We start from the raw sequence: 12715 nt of genomic DNA on the forward strand, positions 1-12715 counted from the left end.
GTGTTCGATGGAGTGAGGGATCGATCCGCGTCCCGCCGTTGCCGACTGTGACTCAGGCGTCCAGGCAGAGCGCGTCTTCGCGCTCGATTACCGGCGTGGCAGACAGTGTGCTCTTGACCAGTCTGATGCCATGCTGGCAATCCCCCTTGTTCCGGTAGCCTTCGCCGGAGTCGGCGACGATCTGGTGATCCTCTGCCAGCAGGCGCCAGCGCCAGTCGCCCATCTGATCCTTGTACATCACGAAGTACATAGCAGCTCCCATGATTTCGGGTTTCAGGACAGGTCCGCCAGATGGCGGCCGGGACTGTGCCGGCGGGTCGATGGTGCGGCGGGCCGAGGGGCCAGACTCGGTGAGCGGCCGTGACTGTAATAAAAATGTCAGGGCTGGAACTGAGCAAATCTGAGCGTCGGCAGCCCGGAAATGATGCATCCGGCATTCCCAGGGCACGATTTTACGGTATCAGGTTTTCTTTTGTCATTTTTTGATGGCGTTTGCATGCCGTAGTGGCATGGCTGGCCCGCTCCGCAGCGGCCTTGCCGGCCGGGCAGCGTTCAGGCGCAGGCTTGTTCGGCGACCGGCTGCGCGGCCAGGCCGAGACCGAGATGGGCGAGAACTTTTCTGGCGACCAGATGGCGGTCATTGTCGACACAGATCATGTGATAGCTGTTTTCAAGCACATCCATCCGCGCCGTCTGCGCGCCGATGCGACGGACCAGCAGCTCGGCCGAGCGCAGGCTGGTCAGTTCATCCTCGCGCGAGTGGATGATCAGGGTCGGGCTGCGGATATCGGCCAGCGAACGCTTGACCCAGCCGCGCAGCCGGTCGACCTGGCGGATGCACGACAGCGGAATCCAGCCGTAATGGAACGGATGATTCTGTGCGAACTGCTGGCAGACCATGCGGCGGATGCGGGCATTCTTGACGCCGAACGGCTCTGCCTCGACCACCCGCATCCGGTTGGCGAGTCCGCCCGGCAGGCGATAGACCAGATGGCGCAACGCGCGATACCACGGCATCGACCAGCCATCGATGAACACCGGCGGCGCCAGGGCGACCAGATTGCCGTTGTGATGGTGTTCGCGTTTGGCGACTTCGATCACCAGCAGGGCGCCCAGACACATGCCGACCAGATGCAAAGTCCGGTAGCGCGGCAGCAGCTCGCGATAGGTCGCACTCACGGCCTCGACCCAGTCCTCGGCGGTGATGCCGAGCAGGTCTTCCGGCTGCAGGCCGTGGCCGGGCAGGGTCAGGGTATGGGTGTCGACGCCGGTCTGGCGCAGTGCCTTGTAGACCGCGCCAAGATCGAACTCCGTCCCGCCCAGTCCATGGACGAGCAGTACGCCAACGGGAGCGCAGGCGGGAGCCGTGATCGGCAGCATGGAAGAATCCTTGCCGGAGTGATGAATGAGCCATGATAAAAGTCGCCGGGGTCAGGCTTGTGACGAACCTGTATGTGAATTGTTAAAAACTATGAAAATGACAATTGTGGCGTTGACGCTGATGCAGGCCTGCCAGTAACGTGATTTCCAATTGCAGCTTTATGAATGCCGTCGCGGCAGATAGTGGATATGGGCAAAATCCTGATCGTCGAGGACGATCTCAAACTGGCCCGGCTGATGGGCCGGTTTCTCGAACAACACGGCTTCGAGGTGGCGGAATGCCACCGCGGTGATGAGGCGACCGAAGCCTGCCGGCGTTTTGCGCCTGACCTGATCGTGCTCGACCTGATGCTGCCGGGACGGGACGGACTGCAGGTCTGCCGCGACGTGCGCAGCTTTTCGATGACGCCGATCCTGATGCAGACCGCGCGCGAAGAAGATGTCGACCAGATTCTGGGTCTGGAGTCCGGTGCCGACGACTATGTGATCAAACCGGTGGAACCGCCGGTATTGCTGGCTCGCATCCGTGCGCTGCTGCGCCGGCCGTCGATGGCCGTGGCCGATTGCCTGCGCTTCGGGCCGCTGACCATCGACCGCGGCAAGCGCGTGGTCGTGCTGGACGGCGGCGAGGTGGAGCTGAGCACGGTCGAATTCGAGACCCTGTGGGCGCTGGCCAGCCATGCCGGCCAGGTGCTGTCGCGTGACGACATCATGAACCTGGTGCGGGGCATCGATTTCAACGGTCTGGACCGCAGCGTGGACGTTTGCGTCAGCAAGCTGCGACGCAAACTGAATGACGATCCGCGCGATCCGCGCCGGATCAAGACCGTCTGGGGACGGGGCTATCTGTTCAGCACCCCGGACTGGGGTGTCTGACGCATGCTGAAGTTTTTCCTGCGGCTGTACCTGTTGCTGACGCTCGGTTTCGCCGCGTCCTTGCTGCTGATCGACAAGGCGGCCAACGCCTACTTTGCGCCGTATGTCGAGCAGTTCAACCGCGAGGCGGTGCGCGGCCAGCTGTATTCGCTGCAGCAGGAATTCGAGCAGCGTGCCCCGTCGCAGCGCGAGGCTTTCCGGCGTGAACTGCAGCCGCATTACGGTCTGTCACTGTCGCTGGTCGATGCCGACACTTTCCCGGCCAGTGCCGACGAGCGGGCAGAACTGCGTGCCGGCCGTTTCGTCCCGCGCGACGAATTTGCGGAGTACCTGGTGCCGCTGGCCGGCGAGGGCAAGCCGCAATGGCTGCGTGTGGTCCTGCCGCAGGAGCCGGCGCTGAGCGATGTGCTGCTGTTCGGCGTCTATCTGGCACTGGCGGTCATGGTCGGCATGGTGCTGTTTATCTGGGTCAAGCCGATGTGGCACGACCTGCAGGCGCTGAAACTGGCCGCCCAGCAGGTGGGGGAAGGCCAGCTCGGCGCCCGCGCCCGGGTGTCGAAGCGCTCGAACATTCGTGATCTGGCGCGGCATTTCAACCAGATGAGCGAGCGCATCGGTCGGCTGATCAGCAGCCAGCGCGACCTGACCAATGCGCTGTCGCACGAGATCCGTACCCCGCTGGCCCGGCTGTCGTTCGAACTCGACATCCTGCGCCGCGAGGAAGACCCGGTCGCCCGACTGGCCCTGATCGAGGAGATGGTCGGTGATGTGCGCGAGCTCGACGACATGGCCACGGAGCTGCTGGCCTATGCGCGGCTGGAACATCGCGGCACGGCGCTGACGGTGGCGCCGGTCGAACTGCGGGCCTGGCTGGAATCGCTGGTCGAGCAGGTCGCGCTGGAAGCGTCCGCCCGTGGCGTCGAATGCGTGGTGGTGTCCTGCCCGGACGGTCAGGCTGAATTTGATGCCAGAGTCATGAGCCGGGCGACCATCAATCTGCTGCGCAATGCGATCCGCTATGCGGGACGGCGGGTCGAGTTGCGCATTGCCGCCTGTGCCGACGGCTATGTGCTGCATGTCGATGATGACGGCCCTGGCATTCCGGCCGAGGCGCGCGACCGCGTCTTCGAGCCGTTCACCCGGCTGGACGAGAGCCGTGACCGGACCACCGGTGGCTTCGGTCTTGGTCTGGCCATTGTCCAGCGTGCCGCGCAATGGCATGGCGGTCAGGTGGTAGTGACCGCGTCGGCACTCGGTGGTGCGTCGTTCGCGCTGTCGTGGCCGGCGTGCCCCGGTGCGCTGCACGACTGATCCGGCGCCCGGCCGTGCAGGCAATGACCATGGCATGATTTGCCGCGAAAATCCGCAGAAGCAAGAAAACGGGCGGGGAACCGGACCGCCCCTGCCATTCGTCGCATGCCGCCGCACCGCCCGCTGCGTGCGCTTGGCTTGCCGGTGGACGACTGCTAGAGAGGAAAAGGGACCGGCGTTCGCCCGGCTCCTGTCTCGGGGGAAAACGACAATGAAACCGTCGATAGTGCTGCTGGCGCTGTCGCTGACCGGCTGCGCGTTCGCGAGTTACCAGAACGGGCAGGTCAGCGTGTCATCATTCGGAAATGGCTGTGCCGTGGTCCGGCACGACAGCGAAGTCGTGGCGTCCTGCGCCCGGGCCGTCGACATCGGACCGATTACCAATCCGCCGATCCAGCCCGGTGCGGCACCGGCTGAATAGGCCGCCGCCGGTCCGCCGGACCGGGAGGGTAAACCGGGTAATAGGTATGTGCTATTGACCAAAATCAACCCAAGGTCATGCTAATGACCTAAGATGAAGGTTCTGCGTTCCTGACTGCCAGGAAGGTCCGTGTTGAGCCCGAAATTCGTTTTACTCTCTTCCGCCCTGTTTCTGGCCGGTTTGCCGCCCGCGGTGTCCGCTGAAAACCTTGATGACGCCTGGCGGGCCGCGCTGTCCGCCAATCACCGGCTGGCGGCCCAGTCCGAGTCGACTGCCGCCGCCGAGCGCCAGCTGGACAGCGCCAGGGCGACGCGTCTGCCGACCCTGTCGATCGATGCGTCCTACTACGCACTCGACAATGCCCCTTCCGTGCGCAACAGCATGTCGTCGGTCGGCCTGCCGCTGCCGGGCAGCGTGACCCTGCCGATTGCCGACGACCATGGCTGGGTCGGCCAGGCCGGCATTACCCAGCCGCTGTATACCAGCGGCAAGATCAGCAATGGCATTCGTGCCGCCGAGGCCGGCCTCGATGCGGCGCGCGCCGACGAAGGTCGTGAGCGGCTCGACGTCAAGCTGTCGGTGGCGGAAGCCTATCTCGACGTGCTGCGCGCCGATGCGGCGCAAGAGGTGGCGCGGCAGTATGTCGACAGCCTGGAACACCATCGTCGCGACGTGCAGGCCCTGCTCGACAAGGGCCTGGTCGCCCGCGCCGACCTGCTGCAGGTCGATGTCGCGCTGGCCGATGCCCGCCAGCGGCGCATCCAGGCCGACAACCGCGTGTCGCTGTCCCGCGCGGCCTACAACCGGCTGCTGGACCGGCCGCTGCAGCAGCCGGTGTCGCTGCAGGACATGGATCTGCCGCGACCGCAGCGCTCGCTGCTTGAATGGCAGCGCGATGCGGCGCTGAAACGCGATGAGCTGCAACAGCTCGACGCCACCCGTCGCGCGCTGACCGCGCAGGCGAAAAGCCAGCGCGGCGATGCCGGGCCGCAAGTCGGCCTGTTCGCCAAACACCTGTATGTTCAGAACCCCTACCTGGTCAATGAGCACATCAACGCTGTCGGCGTGGCAGTGAGCTGGACGCTGTTCGACGGCGGGCTGGTGCGCAACCGCGCTGCCGCCAGCGAGCGTCAGGCCGCACGCGCCGCCGACCTGAAGGCCGATGCCGAGAGTGCGATCGCGCTGCAGGTCCAGCAGGCCTGGTCGCTGGAGATCGAGGCCGATGCGCGGCGCGGCGTGGCGCAGAGCGGCGTGGCACTGGCTGACGAGAGCCTGGCGATCCAGCGTGACCGCTACGCCAACGGCCTGGCCACCCAGAGCGACGTGCTGGATGCACAGGCACGCCGTGCCGATGCGCGCCGCAATCTGCTGAATGCCCGCTACGACCATACCCTCGCCGTACTGCGCCTGAACCGCGCGGCAGGGCAACTCTGATCGACTTCCGCCCGCGATGGCTGCGCGGGCGCGACGACAAGGAAACGGAATGACCGTCGACAAACGCAAAATCCTGACTGCCTCGCTGATCGTGCTGATCCTCGTGGTCGCCGGTGCGCTGTGGTATGCGCAACGCGACTCGGGTCTGCCCGACGGGCTGATCCAGGCCAATGGCCGGCTGGAGGGTGACCGGGTTGCCATCTCCAGCAAATTTGCCGGCAAGCTGCTGGCGCTGCGGGTCGGCGAGGGCGATACGGTCAAGGCCGGTCAGGTGCTGGCCGTGCTTGACGACAGCCAGATCGCGGCGAAGAAGGCCCAGGCCGATGCGGCGGTGGCCGCGCTCAGCGCGCAACTGGATGCGGCCCGCCAGGGGCTGGCGGTGCTGGAAAAGGAAGTGCCGCTCGGCATCAGTGCCGCGGCGGCGGCCCGCGACCGCGCGGCGGCCTCGTCGGCGCAGGCGGCCCGTGACGCGCAGCGCTATGCCGAGTTGCTGGAGCGGGGCTCGGTCGACCGCCATCGCGCCGAGCAGATGGCGCTGGGCGCCACGGCGGCGCGCACCACGCAGATCGAAGCCGAGCAGCAACTGGCGCAGGCCAGGCTCGGTGGCGACAAGGTAGCGGCACGACGTGCCGAGGTCGCGGCGCTGGCTGCACAGAAGGCGCAGGCAGTGGCCGCACAGACCGAAGCGCAGTCGGTGCTGGACGACCTGACGCTGAAGGCACCGGGCAGCGGCACCATTACCCGCAAGCTGCGCGAGCCGGGTGAGACGCTGGCAGCCGGCTCGCCGGTACTGGAACTGGTCGACCTCGACCGGCTGTACCTGAAGGTGTATGTAGCCGAGCAGCAGATCGGCAAGGTCAGACTCGGGCTGCCGGCGCGCATCTACACCGATGCCTTCCCGCGTGAACCGTTCAGCGCCCGGGTCAGCTTTATCGCCAGCCGCGCCGAATTCACGCCGAAGGAAGTACAGACGCCGGACGAGCGGGTCAAACTGGTCTACGCCGTCAAACTGGCGCTGGATGCGAACCCGACCCACCGGCTGACGCCGGGGCTGCCGGCCGATGCCGTGATCCGCTGGGACGACAAGGTCGAATGGCAGGCACCGCGCTGGTGACCGCCATGAACGACAATGCCGTGACCCTGCGCGGCTTCGGCAAGCGCTATGGCAAGACCGTGGCGGTCGATGGCGTCGACCTCGATATCGCCCGGGGCGAGATTTTCGGCCTGATCGGCCCGGACGGCGCCGGCAAATCCAGCCTGATGAAGGCGGTGGCCGGCGTGCTGACCTTCGACAGCGGCAGTATCGACGTGTTCGGCACCCGCATCGACTCGGAGCGGGCGGCGGAGACCATCAAGGCCCGGCTCGGGCTGATGCCGCAGGGGCTGGGGCAGAACCTGTACGGCGACCTGTCGATCGAGGAGAACATCGACTTCTTCGCCCGGCTGCGGCTGGTGCCGGCCGACGTGCTGGCCGAGCGCAAGAAGACCCTGCTCGGCATGACCCGGCTGGACCGCTTCCGCAACCGGCCAATGAAGCAGCTGTCCGGCGGCATGAAGCAGAAACTCGGTCTGGTGTGCACGCTGATCCATGCGCCGGACCTGGTGATTCTCGACGAACCGACCACCGGGGTCGACCCGGTGTCGCGGCGCGATTTCTGGACCATCCTCGCCGAACTGCTGCACGAGCAGGGCATTACCGCACTGGTGTCGACCGCCTATCTCGACGAGGCCAGCCGTTTCCAGCGCATGGCCATGCTGCATGGCGGGCGGGTGCTGGCATCGGGCACGCCGGCCGATATTCACGCGCTGTCCCCCGGCGCGGTGGTGACGCTGGCCAGCGACGATCAGGTCGGGGCACTGGCGCGACTCAAGCCGCAGTTTCCGCAGTCCGAGGCACTCGGGCCGCAGCTGCGGGTGTTTGTCGATGATGCCGGGCCCGGCCCGGCCGGCGAGCAGGTGCTGGCCGCACTGGACGGCCTGCCGGCACAACTGCTCGACTGCAGCGATCCGGAGCTGGAGGACATCTTCGTGGCGCTGCTGCGCCGGCGCGGGCTGGCCGATCTGGGCGACGGCGAGGCCGCACCGGCCGGTACGCGGGGGGCGCGGCCGGAAGGCATCGCCATTGCTGCCGATGCGCTGACGCGTGATTTCGGTGAATTCCGTGCCGTCGATGCGGTCAGTTTCAGCGTGCCGCAGGGCGAAATCTTCGGACTGCTGGGGGCCAATGGCGCCGGCAAGACCACGGTCATCAAGATGCTGTGCGGCATCATGCCGCCATCGGCCGGCTCCGGCGCGGTCGCCGGCGCCGACATGCGCAGCGCCGGGCGGCAGATCAAGGAACGCATCGGCTACATGTCGCAGGCGTTTTCGCTGTACCTGGACCTGACCGTGGCCGAGAACATCCGGCTGTACGCCGGCATCTACGGGCTGGACCGGGTGCAGACCGCCGAACGGCTGGACTGGATCATCAATATGGCCGGCCTGCACGGCTACCAGACCATGCTGGCCGCCGACCTGCCGATGGGCCTGCGCCAGCGGCTGGCGCTTGGCTGCGCGCTGGTGCACAAGCCGCAGGTGCTGTTTCTCGACGAGCCGACCTCGGGGGTCGACCCGGTCGGGCGGCGCCAGTTCTGGGACATCCTGTTCCGGCTGTCGCGCGTCGACGGCGTGGCCATCCTGGTCACTACCCACTACATGAGCGAGGCCGAGCACTGCGACCATATTTCGCTGATGTTCGCCGGCCGGGTCGTCGCCGACGACAGCCCGGCCGGGCTCAAGGCCGACCTGACCCGCGAGGCCGGTGAATTGCTGGAGATCACCGACCCGGCACCGGCCGATGCACTGGCGGTGGTACGCGAACTCGGCTTCGCCGACGCGGCGCTGTACGGCCCGAAAATCCACGCTTTCAGCCGCGATGCGACTACCGACGGCCGCCGGCTGCGCGAGCGCCTGCCGCAGGCCTCGGTGCGGGTGCGGCCGGTGTCGATGGAGGATGTGTTCGTCCATCTGGTCACCCGGCTTGAAGGAGCGAGGACATGAACCGCCAGCGCATTGTCGCCGTCGCCTACAAGGAATGGCGCGAGATCGTTCGCGACCGGCTGTTCTTTGCGCTGGCCTTTGTCGTGCCGGCGCTGCTGATGGTGCTGTTCGGCTACGGGCTGTCGTTCGACGTCGAGCACGTGCCGATGAAGGTCATCGACTACGACCGCAGTGCTGCCAGTCGCGACTACATTGCGCGCTATACCGCGACGCCGTATTTCGACCTGATCGGCGGCACGCTGGACGAACGTGCGGTCGGCGAGCAGATCGCCCGCGGCGAGGTCCGTGCGGCGCTGGTGATCCCGCCCGGCTTCGGCCAGGACATGGCCGCCGGGCGCGCCGTGTCGGTGCAGACCTGGGTCGACGGCACGTTCCCGAGCCGCGCACTGACCATCAAGGGCTATCTGACCGCCATCAACGCCAATGCGACCAGTGACCGGCTGGTCGAGCTGCTCGGTGCCTCGCGCGGCATCGGCGAGGCCGACGCCCGTGCGCTGCTGCAGCCGATACGGCTGGAAACACGCTATCTGTACAACGAGCGGGTGGTCAGCATCTGGTCGCTGGGGCCGAAACTGATCATGCTGATCCTGATGCTGTCGCCACCGTTCCTGACCGCGCTCGGTGTGGTGCGCGAGAAGGAGAACGGGTCGATCTTCAATATCTATGCGTCCAATGTCAGCCGCGGCGAGTTCCTGATCGGCAAGCTGGCGCCGTATGTCGGCATCTCGTCGCTGAATATCGTCATCCTGTGGCTGATGGCGGTCCTGCTGTACCAGGTGCCATTCAAGGGCTCGTTTGCGTTCTTCCTGTTCTCGACACTGATCTACGTGATCTGCACCACCGGCATCGGTCTGGTGGTATCGGTACTGGTGCGCACGCAGATGGCGGCGATGATCGTGACCATGATCGTGACCATGATTCCGGCGGTGCTGTACTCCGGCCTGATCATTCCGGTCGCCTCGCTGGGCAGTGCCGCGCGGGTGGCGGCCGATCTGCTGCCGGCGCAGTACTACACCAATATCGTGGTCGGCTGCTTCCTCAAGGGGGTCGGCTTCGCGGCGCTGTGGCCGGATCTGCTGATCCTGACCGTGTACGCGCTGCTGCTGTTCGGCGCCGGCTACGCCCTGTTCAGCAAGAGGCCATCGACATGAGAGCGCTGCGTATCTGGATCTGGCGGCTGGTGGTGATGGCGGAAAAGGAAATGCGCCAGCTTGGGCGCGACCGCATTCTGCTCGCCTTTATCGTCTACGCCTTTACCGTCGACATTTTCCTTGCCGCGTCCGGCGTCACCATGCAGTTGAGCAATGCGGCGACGGTGCTGGTCGACAGCGACCGCAGCGCGACCTCGCGCGAGCTGGCGTCGCGTTTCCAGCCGCCATACTTCCGCCAGGACGGCGTGCCGCGCCGCTCGGACGACGCCCAGCGCGAGCTGGACAATGGCAAGGCAATGATTGCGCTCGACATTCCGCCGAACTTCGAGGCCGATCTGGCCAATGGTCGCCAGACCTCGGTGCAGATGCAGGTGGATACCACCAACTCGGTGCTCGGTTTCATGGCCGCCAGTTATGGCGCGCGCATCGTCGGTGCCTTCGGTCTGGAGCAGGCGATGGCGCGGCTCGGACTGGGCGGTGGCGGCGAGCTGCCGACCGTCAGCAACGAATTCCGGGTCTGGTTCAACCAGGACCAGAACGACAGCTGGTTCATGGGCATTGCCGAACTGCTGAATATCGTCACCGTGTTCGCCATCCTGCTGCCGGCGGCGGCGATGGTGCGCGAAAAGGAGCGCGGCACCATCGAGCAGTTGCTGGTCAGTCCGCTGTCGTCGGTGCAGATCCTGCTGCCCAAGGTGCTGGCGATGACCACAGTCATCGTCGCCGGCGCGGTACTGGCGCTGTACGGGGTGCTGGTGCCGCTGTTCGACGTGCCGATCCATGGCAGCGCGGCCCTGTTCTTTGCGCTGACCGCGCTGTACACCTTCACCACTGCCGGCCTCGGCCTGTTCGTGGCCACGGTGGCGCGCAATCTGGCCCAGGCGGCGATGCTGTCGATCCTGATCCTCGCTCCGGTGCTGTTCCTGTCCGGTACCTGGACGCCGCCGGAAGCGCTGCCGTACTGGCTGGCCGAGCTGATGAAGGTGTCGCCGCTGCACTACTTCCTCGACGCCTCGTTCGGCGTCTTGCTGAAAGGGCAGGGCGCGCAGGAACTGTGGCGCTCGATCGCCGGCATGCTCGGCATCGGCGTGGTGGTGTTCGGCTTCGGGCTGTACCGCTTCCGCCGCCAGTTCGGGTAGCGGCAGGCGCTGCGTCGACATGAAAATGGCGGTGGACCGGTCCGGCCCACCGCCATTGTCCTTGCGCCCGTCTGCTAGATCCTGAACGCCGCCACGCTGGCATCCAGCTGGTTGGCCAGTTCGGCCATGCGCTGCGAGTGCTCGGCAACCCGGTGCACGTCGAGCATGTTGCGCTCGGCGATCTGGGCGACCGATTCCAGATGCTGCGCCACTTCCTGGCTGGCGACCTTCTGCTGGTCGACCGACACGGCGATATGGTGACAGTCGCCCTCGTTGCGGCTGGCGACCTGCTCGCCGTCGCGCAGCACTTCCGCTACCGACTCGACGAAACCGCGGCTGTTGGCCAGCGACTCCAGACCATGGGCAATGGTCTTTTCCAGCTCTTCGGTCTGGGTATGGATGGCGGTGGTGATGCGGTTGATCTCGTCCGCCGAACTGGCCGACTTTTCCGCCAGCTTGCGCACTTCATCGGCCACCACGGCAAAGCCGCGGCCCTGCTCACCGGCCCGCGCCGCCTCGATCGCGGCGTTCAGCGCCAGCAGATTGGTCTGGTCGGCGATATCGCGGACATCGCCGGTCATCGACGAGATCTTGCGGCTGTTGGACAGGAAGTGCTGGGCGGTTTCGGCAATCGCCTCCACCGTGCGTTCCGCCTCGTAGACCTGCTCGACCAGCGAGGCCAGCCGTTCGCTGCCGATTCGTGCCGAGCTGAGTGTTTCCGTGGCCGACGCATGCAGGCTGGTGGCGGCGGTGGCGACGGCGCCGATGCTGCCGGTCAGCTCCTCGACCGAACTGGCCGAAGTCACTGCCGCACTGGTCTGCGCCGCCGAGGCATCCAGCACCTGGCTGGCCGTGCTTGCCAGTTCCCTGGCCACTGCCTTCACCTCGCCGGCACTGTCATGCACGGTGGTGACCGAGCGCGTCAGTTGCCGGGTCATGCTGTCCAGTGCGGCCAGCAGGCGGCCGGTTTCATCGCGTCCTCCCTTTGGCACCGCCACGCTCAGATTGCCGGCCGCGACCGCATCGGCCACCCGCATCGCCTGCTGCAGCGGCACGGTAATGCTGCGGGTGATGGCCCAGGCGAGGAAGGCGCCGATCAGCACCACGGCCGACGTGGCCACGGCACACAGGATGACCGCCTCGTTATAGGCTTTCAGGCCGCGCGCGCTGGCTTCTTCCAATTGCTGGTTTTCCAGCACCGCGAGCTGCTCCAGCGCCTCGCGCCACGGTCTGACTGCCGGCACGACATCGTCTTTCATGATGGCTTTCCACTGATCGATGTCGTTGGCCAGCCCGGCGGCGACCAGCTTGTCGATCAGGGGCGCGGCGCGCTTTTCCTGTGCGACCACCAGGTCCACCAGTTCGCGCTGCTTGTCGCTGCTGCCGGCGCGCTGACCGATGCGGGTGACCAGGCTGGCCTGTTGTTCGCGGTAGCTGGCCAGCTGCGCCTGCAACTGGTCGGCGGCGTTCTTCTTTTCTTCCGGCGTGCGACCGAGCATCACGTCACGGTACAGCGTGCGCTGCATCTGCAAGCGGGTATTGAGGTCGGTCAGCAGGCGACCGGCCTCCACATGGTCGTCCGCGATGGTCGAAATGCTCGATCGCAGCGCGTTCAATTCGCCGAACAACAGGATGGACAGCAGGATGACCATCCCGCCCAGACATGAAAAGGCGACGAACAGCCGATGGCCGATGCGCAGTGCTTGCATTGAGGGTTCTCCGGTAAATGCCACTTAAATATTTCTATGTGGTTTGTTGTTATATATTTTTATGTTATTTGAATGACCATTCTAAACGAATGGATAAATAAATGTGTCATTTTCCTGTGCCGGGGGGAGAGTCTGGCGCAGATGGGGCGTTGCCCCGGCAAGGCGTTTGCCCAGCAGACGCGGGGCATCCGGGCCCGCCGTCGTCCTCCGGCGTGGCAATCCGGTCATAACAATGAGATCATATTCAAAATTCAT

At 65.7% G+C, this 12715-nt stretch carries 11 protein-coding genes; 8 read left to right on the forward strand and 3 right to left on the reverse strand.

All coding sequences use genetic code 11. The features are described from left to right. Positions 1-52: 52 nt before the first annotated feature. On the reverse strand, positions 53-262 hold the full coding sequence (locus Q352_RS0113785; protein ID WP_233495277.1) for a YegP family protein: 210 nt from the start codon (positions 260-262) through the stop codon (positions 53-55). 290 nt (positions 263-552) lie between these two features. Further along, entirely contained in the window at positions 553-1380 is an 828-nt protein-coding gene (locus tag Q352_RS21205) for an alpha/beta hydrolase (RefSeq protein ID WP_051528972.1), read from the reverse strand. A gap of 189 nt (positions 1381-1569) precedes the next feature. Here Q352_RS21205 and Q352_RS0113795 point away from each other — a divergent pair, with 189 nt between their 5' ends. From Q352_RS0113795 to Q352_RS0113830, 8 genes are all read left to right on the forward strand, one after another. Beyond that, positions 1570-2256: a response regulator gene (locus Q352_RS0113795; RefSeq protein WP_028499846.1), complete on the forward strand. Its 687-nt coding sequence runs from the start codon at positions 1570-1572 to the stop codon at positions 2254-2256. Between the two features lie 3 nt (positions 2257-2259). Next, positions 2260-3567 (forward strand): ATP-binding protein, encoded by a 1308-nt coding sequence (locus tag Q352_RS0113800; RefSeq protein ID WP_028499847.1) that lies wholly within the window; start codon positions 2260-2262, stop codon positions 3565-3567. Positions 3568-3778: 211 nt separating this feature from the next. Next, a complete protein-coding gene (locus Q352_RS0113805; RefSeq protein ID WP_036386396.1) occupies positions 3779-3988 on the forward strand; it encodes a hypothetical protein in 210 nt (69 codons plus the stop codon). Between the two features lie 129 nt (positions 3989-4117). Further along, positions 4118-5422 (forward strand): TolC family protein, encoded by a 1305-nt coding sequence (locus tag Q352_RS0113810; RefSeq protein WP_107888483.1) that lies wholly within the window; start codon positions 4118-4120, stop codon positions 5420-5422. Between the two features lie 49 nt (positions 5423-5471). Continuing rightward, on the forward strand, positions 5472-6536 hold the full coding sequence (locus Q352_RS0113815) for an HlyD family secretion protein (RefSeq protein WP_028499850.1): 1065 nt from the start codon (positions 5472-5474) through the stop codon (positions 6534-6536). After that, complete coding sequence (locus Q352_RS0113820; RefSeq protein ID WP_028499851.1) at positions 6515-8461, forward strand: ATP-binding cassette domain-containing protein; 1947 nt, start codon at positions 6515-6517, stop codon at positions 8459-8461. The genes Q352_RS0113815 and Q352_RS0113820 overlap by 22 nt, the downstream gene beginning before the upstream one ends. Further along, positions 8458-9612 carry an ABC transporter permease gene (locus tag Q352_RS0113825; protein ID WP_028499852.1) on the forward strand — a complete coding sequence of 385 codons (1155 nt, stop codon included), beginning with the start codon at positions 8458-8460 and terminating at the stop codon, positions 9610-9612. The genes Q352_RS0113820 and Q352_RS0113825 overlap by 4 nt, the downstream gene beginning before the upstream one ends. Next, positions 9609-10751, forward strand: coding sequence for an ABC transporter permease (locus Q352_RS0113830; protein WP_028499853.1), 1143 nt, complete (start codon positions 9609-9611; stop codon positions 10749-10751). Before Q352_RS0113825 ends, Q352_RS0113830 begins: the two co-directional genes overlap by 4 nt. Positions 10752-10825: 74 nt before the next feature. Here the strand turns inward: Q352_RS0113830 and Q352_RS0113835 are convergent, their stop codons facing one another. Continuing rightward, a complete protein-coding gene (locus tag Q352_RS0113835) occupies positions 10826-12460 on the reverse strand; it encodes a methyl-accepting chemotaxis protein (RefSeq protein ID WP_028499854.1) in 1635 nt (544 codons plus the stop codon). Positions 12461-12715 lie beyond the last annotated feature (255 nt).

The sequence above is a fragment of the Microvirgula aerodenitrificans DSM 15089 genome (genome assembly GCF_000620105.1).
GTDB classification, from domain to species: domain Bacteria; phylum Pseudomonadota; class Gammaproteobacteria; order Burkholderiales; family Aquaspirillaceae; genus Microvirgula; species Microvirgula aerodenitrificans.

Coding starts and splice junctions, on each gene's coding strand:
- Q352_RS0113785 (WP_233495277.1), bottom strand. CDS start 262: ATGGGAGCTGCTATGTACTTCGTGATGTACAAGGATCAGATGGGCGAC.
- Q352_RS21205 (WP_051528972.1), bottom strand. CDS start 1,380: ATGCTGCCGATCACGGCTCCCGCCTGCGCTCCCGTTGGCGTACTGCTC.
- Q352_RS0113795 (WP_028499846.1), top strand. CDS start 1,570: ATGGGCAAAATCCTGATCGTCGAGGACGATCTCAAACTGGCCCGGCTG.
- Q352_RS0113800 (WP_028499847.1), top strand. CDS start 2,260: ATGCTGAAGTTTTTCCTGCGGCTGTACCTGTTGCTGACGCTCGGTTTC.
- Q352_RS0113805 (WP_036386396.1), top strand. CDS start 3,779: ATGAAACCGTCGATAGTGCTGCTGGCGCTGTCGCTGACCGGCTGCGCG.
- Q352_RS0113815 (WP_028499850.1), top strand. CDS start 5,472: ATGACCGTCGACAAACGCAAAATCCTGACTGCCTCGCTGATCGTGCTG.
- Q352_RS0113820 (WP_028499851.1), top strand. CDS start 6,515: ATGGCAGGCACCGCGCTGGTGACCGCCATGAACGACAATGCCGTGACC.
- Q352_RS0113825 (WP_028499852.1), top strand. CDS start 8,458: ATGAACCGCCAGCGCATTGTCGCCGTCGCCTACAAGGAATGGCGCGAG.
- Q352_RS0113830 (WP_028499853.1), top strand. CDS start 9,609: ATGAGAGCGCTGCGTATCTGGATCTGGCGGCTGGTGGTGATGGCGGAA.
- Q352_RS0113835 (WP_028499854.1), bottom strand. CDS start 12,460: ATGCAAGCACTGCGCATCGGCCATCGGCTGTTCGTCGCCTTTTCATGT.